The organism is Enterococcus sp. AZ177, from assembly GCF_050544585.1.
Lineage (GTDB): Bacteria > Bacillota > Bacilli > Lactobacillales > Enterococcaceae > Enterococcus_L > Enterococcus_L plantarum.
In genome coordinates, this window is sequence record NZ_CP172944.1 from 1,814,772 (window position 1) to 1,829,776 (window position 15,005).

Sequence of the window (15,005 nt, forward strand, 5' to 3'; positions counted from 1 at the left end):
CACTATGAATAACGCTCGCTCTAATGAACTAATTGCTGAAATTATAAATTTAGAAGCTATTTTGAATTTACCCAAAGGAACTGAACATTTTATCAGTGACCTTCATGGAGAATTTGAAGCGTTCAACCATATTTTAAGAAATGGCTCTGGGAGTATTCGTGACAAGGTTACAACTCTTTTTAATCAAGTGCTTTCAGAGGAGCAAATAGATGAACTGTGTTTTTTGATTTATTATCCTGAAGAAAAAATTCAGTCTTTGACAGTTCAGCAATCACTCTCTGACAATTGGTGGTTTGAAACCATTAACTATCTTTTGATTGTTGTTCGTTTTTCATCAAGTAAATACACTCGCTCTAAAGTTCGCAAAGCATTGCCTCAAACTTATGCATATATTTTAGAGGAATTGATTTATCAATATGATGAAACCACCAATAAAAAGGCATACTACAAACAAATCATTCAAAAAATCATTGACCTTGGTGAAGGGGAACGATTTATAACAGATCTAGCTTATCTAACTCAGCGCTTTGTGATCGACCACCTTCATGTAATCGGAGATATTTTTGATCGGGGACCATATCCTGATAAAATCATGGACACTTTGATTGGATATCATTCTCTTGATATTCAATGGGGAAATCATGATATCATCTGGCTAGGCGCCATGAGTGGTTCAAAAGCTTGTTTGGCCAATGTCTTACGTATTTGTGCTCGCTATGGTAATCTTGACCTTCTAGAGGATGCCTATGGGATTGATTTGAATTTGCTAAAATCATACAGTCGCAAAACATATCTGGACAATAGTCAATTTATGCCTAAGAAAAATCCTTATAGGAAACTTAGAATTTCAGAAGTAACTGATGCTATGAAAATTCAACAATCAATGGCGATCATTCAAGAGAAACTTGAAGGTCAACTGATCAAACGTCGCCCAGAATTTCAAATGGATCACCGTTTGCTCTTAGATAAAATATCTGATAATCAGATTTTAGTTGATGGTCAATCCTACAAGTTGGTCAATTCCTGTTTTCAAACAATTGATTGGTGTGATCCTTATCAATTGTCTGAGGAAGAAGAAATGATTGTAAACGATCTAATGGACCAATTTCAACACGCTAAAAAGTTGAAGCAACAGATGACTTTTCTTGTTGAAAAAGGCTCGCTTTACCTTTCGTACAATCACAATTTATTGATTCACGGTTGTATTCCCCTAAATAAAGATAGCACGTTTCAATCTATGGTCTTTAACGGAAAATGCTATGCTGGCAAAAGCTTACTCGATTTCTTTGAGGTAAATATCAAACAAGCTTTTGAAGAACCGTGGAAAAGCGAAGATTTTTCAACTGATATTGTTTGGTACCTGTGGTGCGGTGAAAGTTCTTCTCTCTTTGGAAAAAAAGCGATGAAGACCTTTGAACGTTATTTTATCGAAGATAGTGAAACCCATGTGGAAGAAAAGAATCCTTACTATGACCTAAGAAATAACGCTGAAGTATGTCAACGTATTTTAAAAGCCTTTTCTATTACTGATTCAGATGCACATATCATCAATGGACATACTCCCGTTAAACTGATCAAAGGAGAATCTCCAATCAAAGCCGCTGGTAAAATGATCGTTATAGATGGTGGCTTTTCAAAATCCTACCAAAAAATAACGGGAATTGGCGGCTATACTCTTTTATATAATTCTTTTGGTATGCAACTAGCTGCTCATAAACCTTTTTCCGATAAAAAAACAACGATTGAAAACAACGATGATATCATTTCTACACGGCAAATTGTTGATCGCCAATTAACGCGATTAAAAGTAAAAGATACCACAATTGGTCTATCACTAATCGATGAAACTAGAAAACTAAACCAACAATTAAGTCATAATAAACTTTCTCCTTCTAAATAAAAAATAAGAACTAAAGCGTATTGATTTACACTTTAGTTCTTATTTTTACTCGATCAATTCAAAAGCTTGATTTTTTAATTCATAGACTTCATCACATGCTTTTGCTACTTCTTGTTCATGTGTCACGATAATAATACATTTTTTTTGATCATGCGCTACTTTTTGAAATAACTGAACAATATCTTTTGACGTCTTTTCATCTAAATTACCAGTCGGCTCATCCGCTACAATAAGTTCATGATCACAACATAGTGCTCTAACGATTGCTACACGTTGCTGTTGACCTCCAGAGAGCTGATTCACATTCTTCTTAGCAAGTATTTCATCAATCCCTACATTAGCTAAATTTTCCAACGCATACGCTCTCTTATCATCTTGTTTTGAGCTAGAAATCGCCATTGCAGTTAAAACATTATCTAATGCTGACATATAAGGCAATAGATTATATGCTTGAAATATAATTGATACATCGCTTTTTCGATAGTTTCTTAAACCGATTTTGGTGAGCGCATCTCCGTTGTAAAGAATTGTTCCTGTCTTAGGCACGTCTAATCCTGCTATTAATGAAAGAAACGTTGTCTTGCCAGACCCACTTGCTCCTAAAATAGCATACATCTTTCCACGTTGAAATTCTAAATTTACATTCTTATAGAGAAATTCATCTTCATTTTTATACCAATATCCTACGTCTTTTGTTTGTAACATTCCATTCCCTCTTTTCTATGTGGTTAAGATTTTTTTAGGCTGTAGTCTTAAAATTCCAATAGATGACAATACAATCGAGAAGAAACTGATTAACAATCCTAATCCAGCTAATGTTGCGATTTCTTTTGGTTGAACAGAAATCTTTAATTCTTCGATTGCTTTCGCTGCTTCTGCGGAACTAGCACCCATTCTACTCATACCACCGGCAGCTGGTCCTCCTTGTCTTTGTTCACCGCCTCTACCATCTTTTTCAGTTGGTCGGCCTTGATTATTTACAGATTGTTGAACCGATTCTGTTTGTTGGTTGATCAACTGCTCACCAACTACATTTCCTACAATATTTCCGCTAAAGGTTGCAATTACTAGCGCGACAAACATACAAATAATGATTTCGCTAAAAAATTGTAAAACAACCTTGAATCGAGATTCTCCAAGTGATAATAATACGCCGATTTCATAACGTCGTTCTCTAATTGTCATCATCACGATCAACGTCAATATAATAACGCCAGCTGCAGCAACTAAAATAACAATATTTTTGGCAAAGCTCGCAACATTGTTTAACGGTTGTAGCATTTGTTGGTAGGCTTGATCATTTGTTTGCAGACTATAACTTTCTGTATCGATCACTTTTTCTGCAGCTTTAACAAACGTATCCATTTGTTTGGGATCGTCTAATGTGTACGAAGCTGAGTCAATGGTATCTTTTGCATCATCACCTTTTAAAGTATTCGCAAATGTATAAGATGTATACAACGTATTGGCTGGATTTAAAAAATTAAACATCATCCCCATACTGTCACCATTTTCAGTAGTTTTATAAATCCCTTTAATCTTTACTTCATAAGTTTTTGTATTATTTTCTGGATCTGTCACCTTAAATGTGTCACCGACTTTTAGCTCATTTGCATCAGCTAAAGTTTGCTCGATCACCACATTATTTGTGTCTTTGTCTGAATCATTGATCGCTTCACCGCTAGTCATTTCAGAGGTAGCATCAGAAAAGTTACTTGTCATTGACAAATTCATAACACCACTTACCTGAAAATCACTTTCATTCATGTCAGACGTTGGTCCTCCACCCATTCGTCCACCAGCTTGAGGTGCACCTTCAACTTCACTGCTCGTTTGATCATTACTGTCTGCCGATGAAGTTGTAGTCTCACTGTCGGATTCAGTAGAAATTGGGGTAATGCCCTCTCCTGCTCCTGCAGAAGATGAAGATAAAAATGAATACGATTTTACATTAGTCAAATTAGCTATCTTTTCTGCTTGAGTTAAAGAAACGGGTGTTAAACTAAAACTACCTGGATTTGGTTTTTCCCCTGTGGTCCCTTCTTGGCTTTTTTTCATCGCCGCTTCTCGATTAGCTGACAAAGTAACTGTTGCACCTACACTTTTTTTAGCATTTTCTGTTGCAGTCAAAGCTGCACTTTGAATCGTTAAACCAGCTAAAACAAAAATCAAAATAGCTGAAAAGACAGCACATAATAGAAATGTTCGCCCTTTCTTTGTCTTCATACTTAACATTGCACGTTTGATAAAATTCATGGACTTTAATTCCTCCTTAAATATAGGTAAGATAGCCTGTTTGACTATAACAGAGACTTTCAAGCTTATGCTTTGTTTCTTACATGCTTTCATTTGAAAGTACTCGTGAACAGGTATTACTTTATTCTCCTTACCTTAAACAAACCTTAAAGAGAATTTTATTTATCCATTCCCACTAAAACGAACCTTGCAAATCCATAGAAAAAGTGATTAAATGGTTGTGGTCGTATTTTTAGCTAAATTATTTATAGGCGATACATTTTCTATAATGATTTTTTGTTCTAATCATGACGATTCTAAAATTTTGAAAGGAACGAACGCGATTTGAAAAAGCAGAAAATGACTCTATATGGGATGATTTTCTCTATTTGTTTCTTTTTGATTGTTTCGTTCTTTTTTTCTACTCATACAGTAGATTACGCAAACGAAACGGAAACGAGTGAAAAAATTACTGCTCCAATAAAAAATACATCGGCTTCCACAGTTGAATCCCCTGCTTCTGAGGAAAAGGACAGTCCCGAACTGACCGCTTTTTATCATAAGATCGAACAAATAATGACCGATACTGCTAAAAGTTTTAATGGAGATGTCGGGATGACTTACGTAGATTTGACAACAGGGAAACAGGTTTCAATTAATGGAACAAAAGAATTCTATAGCGCGAGCACAATCAAAGTTCCTTTAGCAATGATGATTGCTGACAAAGTTCAAAATGGCGATTTAAAATGGGACGATCAATTGACCTTCAATGAAAAAGAGGATTATGAGGATGGTACAGGCATTATTATTAATAACATTCAACCAACCTACTCATTAAGAACGTTACAGGAGTATAACATTACTTATTCCGATAATATTGCTAAAAATATGCTTTACGATACATTCGGCGGAGATGTTGAAGCTAAAAAAGCTCTTTATGCACACTTCTTACAGAAAGAAACAGATTGGGACGATGCAAAGTTTACTTCTGAGGATGCTGCAAAAATCCTTAAAATGTTATACGAAGAGAAATCGTCCAATCAAGAATATCAAACAATTTATGATTATATGAAAAATACCGTTTTCCATGAGCGTATGGATACGCCGACAACATCAGGTAAAGTGGCACACAAGATCGGTTCATACGCTACTTTCTTACATGACATCGGCATCTTGGAAACGGAGCATCCATTTATTTTAACTGTGTTTACAAACGGACCGACTGATGCTGGCATCTCATTTATTTCAACCATTACAGATCAATTGTGGAATATACAAAGGGATGAGCACCCAAAAAAATAGAGTAGCGATAACGTCCTTCTGTTATCGTTACTCTATTTTTAAATTATCATGCTTTACTACCCATATTTTTGATCTTGATCAAACGAGTGATTTCGCTACGTTCATTTTCTTCTAATTTCATTTGAATATAGTAAATTGTTTCTTCTAATTGAGGAATCGTCATATATTCTAACGCATTTACACGACGACGCGTCTTCTCGATTTCTTCAGCCATCAACTGACAGGTCTTTTCCACTTCTGCTAATTCCAACAATTTGGGCAAAACAGTCGAAATTTTACTAAAAACATGATCCAATTCTGCATTGGAATTCAGATAACCATAGTTTAGTGGTGCTTCAGCTACTGTTTCGTCATAGTGAAAATTCATGATTGGAACCGTTACGCTCATAATATTTTTTTCAATCACATCGAGTGTGACATCGGCGGCTGGAACAGCCACAAGTTCTTCGATAAACGCTTCATTCAATGTCGCATTAGCTAACACGAAATTAGATAAGGCTTCTGTCAACTTTTCTTCTACATCGATTCGCAACTTATTATTCTTTTTCACAAGTAAAATAAACCGACGCATCAATTCATCTTGTTTATCTTTTAATAATTTGTGTCCACGACTTGCCGTTCCAAGTTGTTTCTTTAAACGAGAGAGTTCCATTCGAGTAGGATTCACATTTAACCGAGTCATAATCGATCACTCCCCTTCAGTCAAATACTCGTCCAGCATATCATCTTTAATACGCTTCAATTCAGTTCTTGGAAGCATTGACAATAGTTCCCAACCCAAATCAAGTGTTTCATTGATGGAACGATTCGCATAAAAACCTTGATTGACGTATTCTTTTTCAAAACGATCCGCAAATTTTGCATAAATTTTATCTACTTCTGACAATGCTGATTCTCCAAGGACAACTGCTAGTTCTTTCGCTTGTTTTCCCTGTGCATATGCTGCAAATAATTGATTCATCGTTGGCGCATGATCGATCCGAGTCTTCCCTTCACCGGTTCCTTTATCCTTTAAACGAGACAAAGATGGCAGCACATCAATCGGAGGCTGGATTCCACTCTTATATAAATCTCTAGATAAAATAATTTGTCCCTCAGTGATATAACCCGTTAGATCAGGAATTGGATGAGTTTTATCGTCCTCTGGCATTGTTAAAATCGGAATCTGCGTCACAGAACCTTTCAATCCTCGAATACGGCCAGCACGTTCATACAACGTGGCTAAATTAGTATAAAGATAACCTGGGTATCCACGACGTCCTGGCACTTCACGACGGGCAGCGGAAATTTCGCGTAACGCTTCACAATAATTGGTCATATCTGTCATGATCACAAGAACGTGCATCCCTTTTTCGTAGGCTAAATATTCAGCTGCTGTCAATGCCATTCTCGGCGTAGCAATTCGCTCAATCGCTGGATCATTGGCTAGATTCATAAACATTACAGACCGATCGATTGCACCTGTTTGACGGAAATCTTCCATGAAAAATTCAGCTTCTTCAAATGTGATACCAATTGCTGCAAAAACAACGGCAAACTCTTCATCACTATTTAAGACATTTGCTTGACGAGCGATTTGAGCTGCTAACTCTTTATGCGGCAAACCAGAACCTGAAAAAACAGGTAATTTTTGTCCACGAACCAAAGTATTTAAATGATCGATAGCGGAAATACCAGTTTGAATAAATTCATCTGGATAATCTCTAGCAACTGGATTGATTACTTCACCATTGATATCAACCATTTTTTCTGGTAAAATTTCTGGTCCATTATCCTTAGGACGACCTAAACCATCAAAAATACGCCCGACCATATCTTCTGAAACACCCAATTCCAAAGGATGACCTAAAAAACGAACCTTTGAATCACGAAGATTGATACCACTTGTTCCTTCAAAAATCTGAACCATTGCTTTATCACCGTTAATTTCCAGTACTTGACCACGACGGATTTCACCATTTTGCATACGAACTTCAATCAATTCTTCATATTTTACGCCTTCAACTTTTTCAACAATCATCAAGGGGCCGACAACTTCATTAATCGTACGATACTCTTTAATCATTTGTCATCCCTCCATCTGCAATAATTTGTTTCAATGTTTGCTTCATCTCACCAACTAAGTTATCTAATTGGTCGATTTGTTCCTCTGGTACATATTTACTTCTGGCAATTTGATCTCTTAACCCAACTGTTCCAGTCATGATTTCAGATAGATATGCCCCTAGATCCAATGCATGTTGTCCTTCTTTGTAGAAAGTCAGAATCAAATACAACATTTTATATTGTTTTTCTCTTGAGGTAAACGTATCAACGTCATCAAACGCATTTTGCTGTAAATAATCTTCACGAATCGATTTTGCGACTTCTAATGTCAAACGATCTCTATCGGACAGTGAATCGATCCCAACTAATCGAACGATTTCTTCAAGTTGTGATTCTTCTTGTAAAATGCGCATACCTTCCGTAACCATCTCAGACCAGTTGACTTGAAGTTGTTGATCTAAATATTTACCAACTTCTGAATCGTATAAAGAGTAACTTTGAAGCCAATTTATGGATGGAAAATGACGTTTTTGTGCTAATGTTGCATCTAATCCCCAGAACACTTTGACAACACGTAATGTATTTTGAGTGACTGGTTCAGAAATATCACCACCCGATGGTGAAACGGCACTGATTGCTGTAATACTACCTTCACGATGATCTTTGCCTAAAGCCACCACTTGTCCAGCTCGTTCATAATATTCTGCTAAACGGCTACCTAAGTATGCAGGATACCCTTCATCCCCAGGCATTTCTTCCAAACGTCCGCTCATTTCGCGTAATGCTTCTGCCCAACGAGAAGTGGAATCTGCCATAATAGCTACAGAATAGCCCATATCACGGAAGTATTCCGCAATTGTGATTCCTGTATAGATGGATGCTTCACGTGCGGCTACAGGCATATTAGAGGTATTCGCAATCAAGACAGTTCTTTCCATCACTGATTCCCCCGTACTCGGATCGATCAGCTCTGGAAATTCATTTAATACATCGGTCATTTCGTTCCCACGTTCCCCACAACCAACATAAACAACTAGATCAACATCTGCCCATTTAGCAATTTGGTGTTGCACGACTGTTTTTCCAGCACCAAAAGGTCCTGGAACGGCTGCCGCTCCCCCTTTTGTCACCGGGAAAAAAGTATCTATAACACGTTGTCCTGTAAGAAGCGGTACATCTGGATTTAATTTTTCTAAAATGGGACGACTGCGGCGGACTGGCCATTTTTGCATCATTGTAAATTCTTTTACACCAGTGGCTGTTTCTATAATATAAACCGTCTCTTCAATCGTGAACTCCCCTTGTTTGACGTCTTTCACAACACCGCTAATACCAAATGGGACCATGATTTTATGTGGGATCACTTTTGTCTCTTGTACTAATCCAATGACATCTCCTGTGGATACATCATCTCCAATAGAAACAGTTGGCTCAAATGACCATTTTTTCATTCTATCCAACGCCGGAATCTGGACGCCTCTGCTTAAAAAATTACTTTCTGTAACTTCCGAAAAGGTATCTAAAGGACGCTGAATCCCATCAAACATTTCAGAAATCAAACCAGGTGCTAGCTCAACAGACAACGCTTCTCCTGTCGTTACTACAGGTTCTCCAGGTCCAATTCCAGTTGTTTCTTCATATACTTGAATAGACGCGACATCTCCTCGCATCTCAATAATCTCTCCTATAACACCCAGTTCTCCTACATGACAAATGTCCTGAATACTTGCATCAGACATATTCTCAGCCATAACCAAAGGACCGGATACTTTAATAATTCTACCAGTTTGCAAAATCATTCCTCCTATTCAGTAAAGCTGAGCGGGCTTGATCAACCTTGACAAGAAAAATCTAATGATATATTTTATCATTGGAATATTTTAGCTTTTCTTAAAAAGGCTAGCCTACGAAGCTAGATTATATGTAAAGTTAAAAAAATTCTCCAACTTTTACAATATATTTTGCCCAACAGCTCTCTCAACATTATCTTGAATTTCTTTCAAACCAATCCCTTTTGAGCCATTGTGGCTTGGGATCAAGATAATTGCTGGTGTAACGTCACTTTTATAACGGTCGATTGTTTCAACAGCTAATTCCGATGCATCTTCTGTAATGAAAATAACGCCAAAATTATTTTTTGCCATTGCTTCGATTGTGTCTCTGACTTGTTTTGGTGAACTTGCGTAAACAACCTCAAAACCAAAAAGTTTGAGTGGCATAACAGAATCTCTATCGCCAATAACACCAATTTTATATGTCATCTGTCCTACGCATCCTTTCTCTAACAACTTCTACTGGGAAGTTACTTCGTTTACTGACTAGAATCAAACGTAAATTCTTCCATTCCACTTCTTTAGCGTTTAGAAATGCGAGTAAAGGCAATGGGCCAAAAGCCATAATTTTAGCTTTATCATACATACTAGTTAGATAATCATCTTTGACTTTTTCAAATGCTATCAAGTCTAATTCTTTTGTTTCAGCCGAAGCAATCGGCGCTAAAAGTCCGCTATATGTCGTGCTAAGAACATAATCGGTAAAAACAGCTAACGATTCTTGCGTATACTTTAAAAAGGTTGTTTTTGGAATAGTTCCTGAACTAGATAATACAGTAGACAAAAAATTTTCATTTTGCCCTTGAAGAATTCCTCTAGCCATCGTTGAAATATTCGTCAAATCAATAAACGCTGTAACTTCCGCTATGATATCTTTATCCCCTAATTTTTCAGCCAATTGTCGTTGAAATGTTAAAAAATTCCGATCATAAATGATGTCGATTGCCTGAAGAGTAGAAGATTCCTGAAAATAATCCAACACTTCAAGGACTGCCTTCATTAACGGTTGTGGTAATTCAGTTGAGACACGAGTACGAATCGCGCTTTTCAATGTTTCTATCGAATAACGACCATCCTCAATATACAAATAGTCTAAATTTTGACCTGTTAGCTCTGCTTTTGTTAAAACTTTTAAATTATGAAATGTCGCTCTCGACGTATAAATCGTGATGACTTCTGGTTCTGGTGCCATTTCATAGAGCCACTCATAAAGTTTCCCTTTTTCTTTTGAATAAATATACTCAAAATTTTCTGCAAAATCGTCCGTCATGTACGTAGCGTATACCGTATTTTTTAAACTATCTTTTAACTCATCTAAATTTTTCGCATTTACTAATTGTTCATACTGGGCATTGCTTAAAAGTTCTGTTTCTTTAAGACGAATCAAAGGGTTAATTTGATTATATGCAGTCTCTTTCATTATGACCCTCCCATCATATAAGGTGGAGAAATTCTTTTATTGAAACAGCAATTCTGCTATTTTAAAACTTTCCATTTTTTTAATTTCTTGAACTAGACTTGAAAATAAGAAGTTATATTCAATGCCTTCTTTGGATACAATAAATCCGCCATCGTTTGGAATAACATCTTTTTCCAGTAGCAACCTCACTCTATCATTAGAGTGTTCTACTACCCATTGATCGGACAACTTATCTTTTGAAAACTCACCTAATGTTACGTAAGCCTCCCCTTCAACTGGTAATTGAATGACGATTTGTTCAACAAAATGTTGAAATTCAGATTCTGTCCAATGATTCATTCGCTCAATAGATTCTGAAAAAAGCAGTTCGAGATAGCCTTGCTTTTGGTTCAGTGTTGCTTGCTTAATTTCTAATTGTTGGCGATTCTCTTTTTGTTTAAACGATTTATTGGTTTGTTCCTGGTTTTTTTCGACTAGCTTGCGCTCTTGTAAAAAAAGCGCTTCTTCTTGTTCTTGATACTCTCGATCAATACGATCTATTTCAACTTTTTTCATTTTTGAAACTTCTGCTTGCCCTTTTTCAAGAATTTGTTCGACAATTTTTTCAATAGCATCCATGTTTTTCCTCCTTTTACTTCACATTTAGTACAAGTAAGAATGAGATAACAAACCCAAGAATCGCATAAGTTTCAACCATAGCAGCGTAAATAATCCCTTTTGTTGCGTGCTCAGGTTTTTTAGCTAAAATTTGAATACCAGCTGCTGCAACACGTCCTTGTGCAATTCCAGAGAATAAACCAGCAAATGCGATTGGCAATGATGCAACAAAATAATCCAATCCTTGAACCATTGTCATATCATTATTCAAGTTAATAAAAATTAAAAAGGCAATTACAAAACCATATAACCCTTGTGTCCCTGGCAATAATTGTAAGATCAAGGCTTGTCCGAATTTTTCTGGCTGTTCTGTTGTTAGTGCCGCCGCTGCTTCTCCTGTAAATCCAACGCCTTTAGCAGAACCAATTCCTGCTAAAATTGTCGCCATTGCCATTCCTAATACTGCAAAAAGAATTCCACCATTGTTGTTAATTAAGTAATCTATCATATCATTATTCCTCCACTATTCTTCTACTTTTGTTTTTTCAATATTTACGTACTTCTCTTCTGTTTTCAACGGCTTGAAAGCACGACCACCGCCTGTATAAAATTTCCCGAAAAACTCTACGTACTGCAGACGCGCGCCATGAACATACGCACTTAATAAACTTAAAAAAAGATTCAATGCATGCAGGGCAATGATTAATACGATACCCACTGTAAACCGCGCCGCTGGTGGCATGAATGCTACTAGCATGTTAAAAGCGGCTGCAATACTTCCGCCTGAAATCCCCAAAGCCATCAAGCGTGTGTAACTCACTAAATCACCTATATAACCAGTTAAACCATATAATCCATATAGTCCTTTAGCGAATCCTTTTACTTTTGATTTAGATTGGATAACTGGAACGATGACGATTGATAAGGCTGAAATAGCTGCCACAATAATTCCTGCTGTAACCAAACCATCATTACTGAAAATCAGCATACCCACTACTACAATCAAAATCCCTATCAACAAACCCTGCCATGCAAAGCTCTCACTTATACTTTCTAAGTAACGCTTGCGTTTCGTCAATTCAATTCCGTTGACCATCAATCCTGTCAATAGCTGAACAAACCCAAAAATAACAGATAAAATTAAAATGGTGTTCACGTCTTCTGTCGTGGATAATATCGGAAATGGTAAATCGATTCCTAGAAACACTTTCGGTAACGTGGCCCCAAAAATAGATCCATAGATAAACCCCCAAACAATTGTTGGAAACGATAGTATTAGAAAGAAATCTGCAAAGCGCTTCATTCCTCGTGGTAAAACCATCAACTTCAACGCAAGGAATGCTCCAAACAACATCAACAAACCGTATCCAATATCTGCTACCATCATTCCGAAAAATACCATATAAAAAGGTGTCATGATTGGTGTCGGATCGATTTCGTCATATTTTGGCAAACTATACATCTCAGTAAGCATCTCAAATGGTGCTACCAAGGAATTGTTTTTCAGTTTTACTGGAATATCCGCTTGAATCTCATCATTGGTTGGCTCGTCAAAAGCGATATATACTTCCTCCTTGGGTAATACTCGTTGTAACGCTGTAGACAATTGCTGTTTCTCATCCACAGGAATCCAACCTTGCATGATAAAAAAGTAAGACGTATTCAACAAATGTTTCTTAGCTTCTTCTCGATTAATAAACGCATAGGTCATTTCTTCAGCTAAATATATTTCTGCTAAATGATTGCGATAAGAAGCTAAATTACTTTTCAGTTGCTGCTCTTCTTTAACAAGTGAAGCTAATTCTTCTTTATTTTTTTGATAAGCTTCATTTGGTAAAATATCATACGGATATTCAAATTGGATAAAACTATACCTACTTATAATTTTATCCAAGTCTGCTAATTGACTTCTCAAATAAATCAAACTGTAATATACGTGATTTTGACTCTGATAGATTTCTTCTACATAAACAGAGGAAAGACATTCTAAATCTGCTAAAAAATCTATCTGACTGGCTGAACTAATCGAACCTAACAAAATATCTGTACTTTCAGAAGAATTTTCTTTTGGAATAATATCTAAATATTGCCAGCGAGCCAACCATTTTTCTTTTGATAACAAGTCTTTTCTAGTTGTCTCAATCAGTGTGAGCTTACTTTTCAGTGAGGTTATTTCTTTTAGATACTTCCTTATAATCTGCTCATCAAAATCTTGTTCTAAAGAATGTAATGTACGGATTTGTCTTTTGATTGATTTCTTTTTCGATGTACTTTCTGAAAAACGTTCAATAAATGTCAATGAATCTTGAATTTCTGTTAATAAGGCTTGGAAATGATTCTTTTTACTTTCTTCAGTTTCCAGAAAAGTTGTCGAAAAGTGTTTTTCTAGATAAGAGCTATCTACATTGGAATGAAAAAAATCTTTGATCTCAATTGCTTGCATTCCTTGAACTGCTTGGAGAATCTCTTCTTCTCTTTCAGCGGCCGCAATGATCGTCATTTTTTCCATTTTATTGACTGCCATAGACTTTTTTCACCCTTTCTATTACATGATCGATAATCGCTTCTTTGTTCTTTTCATATTTTGCTCTAAAATTTTGATTTTGTTCTTTCGCTTCGCTTAGTAAAATTTCTTTATCTTTTTGAAGTTCTTCATTTTGTTGTGTTTCTAATTCGTGAAGTAACGCTGTCACTTTTGCTTGACTTTTTTCCTGTCTTCTCTGAAATTCTTCTGACTTTTTTTTCTCATATTTTCCAAGCTCTTCTTTGGCAACTTGTCTCATTTTTTCAACTTTATCTTCAGCCTCACGGATTCTATCCAATGCTTCTAAAACCATTTTTTCACCCCTATCATTTGATGATCTAGTCATCATATTACTTATTGAACCTAGCCTTCTTTTTACAAATAAAAAGAGAATAACTCGTGCTTTTACTCTTTAAGAACACAACTTATTCCCTTATTTTTTGAGTAGACAAAAAAAGGACGTAAGTTCAAAAAACCGTTCTTCTCACCCCTTGAAGAACTTGATCCTTGAAGCTTGCGCCCAACCATTTTTATTAATATGCTCTTATCTTAGCAAAAAAAAACAAATATTACAACCGCTTTACGAGTATCCTTTATCCGAAAAGAAGAAAAACAACCCAAAACACTTACGACATAAAGTAAAGTTTGGATAACTATTTTTAGATTTCTAAAAAAAGAAAACTTCCAAATCATACGGAGAACGACTAACACGTTCAACAATCGTTTCCATCCAGACATCCGTAAACCAGTCATATTGAATTTGATTGATAATACTTTTTTTTAGCTCAACAACCATCGTTTCACTATCTATTTCATCTTCATAAAATGAACCCACTATGGTTAACATTTTTGTATTAGAGTGTTGCTGAAATCGATAGACACGACCTTTTTCTATGTAATAAAACCAATGATTGATAATAACCGCAAATCGTTCTTCTTTATTTTCCAACAAGCTGATAAACATCTTAGTTGTAATCTTTTTCATGTTCTTTACTCCTTTAATCGCTTCTGTCATTTTATCATATCAAAAAAAAGGAGGAGAAACAATCTTCAATGAGATTCAAAAAATCTTTAACCACGTCTTTACTATTGAAAGTATAAAAAATGATTACACAGATCTTTTTGTTCATCAATACAGGCTATTGATAT

The 15,005-nt window shown here is 36.0% G+C and carries 14 protein-coding genes and 1 other annotated feature; of the genes, 2 read left to right on the forward strand and 12 right to left on the reverse strand.

Translation table 11 applies throughout. The annotated features are described in order from the left end of the window. The first annotated feature begins 4 nt into the window (after positions 1-4). Positions 5-1,900: a fructose-bisphosphatase class III gene (locus IGJ34_RS08850; RefSeq protein WP_069654747.1), complete on the forward strand. Its 1,896-nt coding sequence runs from the start codon at positions 5-7 to the stop codon at positions 1,898-1,900. Between the two features lie 45 nt (positions 1,901-1,945). Here IGJ34_RS08850 and IGJ34_RS08855 read toward each other — a convergent pair whose 3' ends face one another. Continuing rightward, positions 1,946-2,605, reverse strand: a complete 660-nt coding sequence (locus tag IGJ34_RS08855; protein WP_069654746.1) for an ABC transporter ATP-binding protein — start codon at positions 2,603-2,605, stop codon at positions 1,946-1,948. A 15-nt stretch (positions 2,606-2,620) separates the two neighbouring features. Continuing rightward, a complete protein-coding gene (locus tag IGJ34_RS08860) occupies positions 2,621-4,156 on the reverse strand; it encodes an ABC transporter permease (protein WP_430597248.1) in 1,536 nt (511 codons plus the stop codon). Between the two features lie 324 nt (positions 4,157-4,480). Between IGJ34_RS08860 and IGJ34_RS08865 the strand changes: the two genes are divergently transcribed. Beyond that, entirely contained in the window at positions 4,481-5,437 is a 957-nt protein-coding gene (locus IGJ34_RS08865) for a serine hydrolase (RefSeq protein WP_167351526.1), read from the forward strand. A 46-nt stretch (positions 5,438-5,483) separates the two neighbouring features. Here IGJ34_RS08865 and IGJ34_RS08870 read toward each other — a convergent pair whose 3' ends face one another. The 10 genes from IGJ34_RS08870 to IGJ34_RS08915 form a co-directional block, all read right to left on the reverse strand. Further along, the gene (locus IGJ34_RS08870; RefSeq protein ID WP_069654744.1) at positions 5,484-6,119 is read right to left on the reverse strand and encodes a V-type ATP synthase subunit D; all 636 of its coding nucleotides are present in this window, start codon (positions 6,117-6,119) and stop codon (positions 5,484-5,486) included. Positions 6,120-6,125: 6 nt separating this feature from the next. Next, on the reverse strand, positions 6,126-7,502 hold the full coding sequence (locus IGJ34_RS08875) for a V-type ATP synthase subunit B (RefSeq protein WP_206834803.1): 1,377 nt from the start codon (positions 7,500-7,502) through the stop codon (positions 6,126-6,128). After that, positions 7,495-9,276 carry a V-type ATP synthase subunit A gene (locus IGJ34_RS08880; RefSeq protein WP_430597249.1) on the reverse strand — a complete coding sequence of 594 codons (1,782 nt, stop codon included), beginning with the start codon at positions 9,274-9,276 and terminating at the stop codon, positions 7,495-7,497. The genes IGJ34_RS08875 and IGJ34_RS08880 overlap by 8 nt, the downstream gene beginning before the upstream one ends. Before the next feature lie 156 nt (positions 9,277-9,432). Next, positions 9,433-9,744 (reverse strand): V-type ATP synthase subunit F, encoded by a 312-nt coding sequence (locus IGJ34_RS08885; RefSeq protein WP_069654741.1) that lies wholly within the window; start codon positions 9,742-9,744, stop codon positions 9,433-9,435. Continuing rightward, on the reverse strand, positions 9,734-10,735 hold the full coding sequence (locus IGJ34_RS08890; protein WP_206834800.1) for a V-type ATPase subunit: 1,002 nt from the start codon (positions 10,733-10,735) through the stop codon (positions 9,734-9,736). Before IGJ34_RS08890 ends, IGJ34_RS08885 begins: the two co-directional genes overlap by 11 nt. Positions 10,736-10,771: 36 nt before the next feature. After that, positions 10,772-11,353, reverse strand: a complete 582-nt coding sequence (locus tag IGJ34_RS08895; RefSeq protein ID WP_069654739.1) for a hypothetical protein — start codon at positions 11,351-11,353, stop codon at positions 10,772-10,774. Positions 11,354-11,366: 13 nt separating this feature from the next. After that, positions 11,367-11,840 carry a V-type ATP synthase subunit K gene (locus tag IGJ34_RS08900; RefSeq protein WP_010760283.1) on the reverse strand — a complete coding sequence of 158 codons (474 nt, stop codon included), beginning with the start codon at positions 11,838-11,840 and terminating at the stop codon, positions 11,367-11,369. Between the two features lie 15 nt (positions 11,841-11,855). Then, positions 11,856-13,856, reverse strand: a complete 2,001-nt coding sequence (locus tag IGJ34_RS08905) for a V-type ATP synthase subunit I (protein ID WP_430597250.1) — start codon at positions 13,854-13,856, stop codon at positions 11,856-11,858. Continuing rightward, on the reverse strand, positions 13,843-14,169 hold the full coding sequence (locus IGJ34_RS08910; protein WP_430597251.1) for a hypothetical protein: 327 nt from the start codon (positions 14,167-14,169) through the stop codon (positions 13,843-13,845). The genes IGJ34_RS08905 and IGJ34_RS08910 overlap by 14 nt, the downstream gene beginning before the upstream one ends. A gap of 165 nt (positions 14,170-14,334) precedes the next feature. After that, positions 14,335-14,382 (reverse strand) — a sequence feature (sodium ion sensor (DUF1646 type); this cis-regulatory element may regulate processes involved in with the transportation of sodium ions). A gap of 141 nt (positions 14,383-14,523) precedes the next feature. Beyond that, positions 14,524-14,841 (reverse strand): hypothetical protein, encoded by a 318-nt coding sequence (locus IGJ34_RS08915; RefSeq protein ID WP_430597252.1) that lies wholly within the window; start codon positions 14,839-14,841, stop codon positions 14,524-14,526. Between the last annotated feature and the right edge of the window lie 164 nt (positions 14,842-15,005).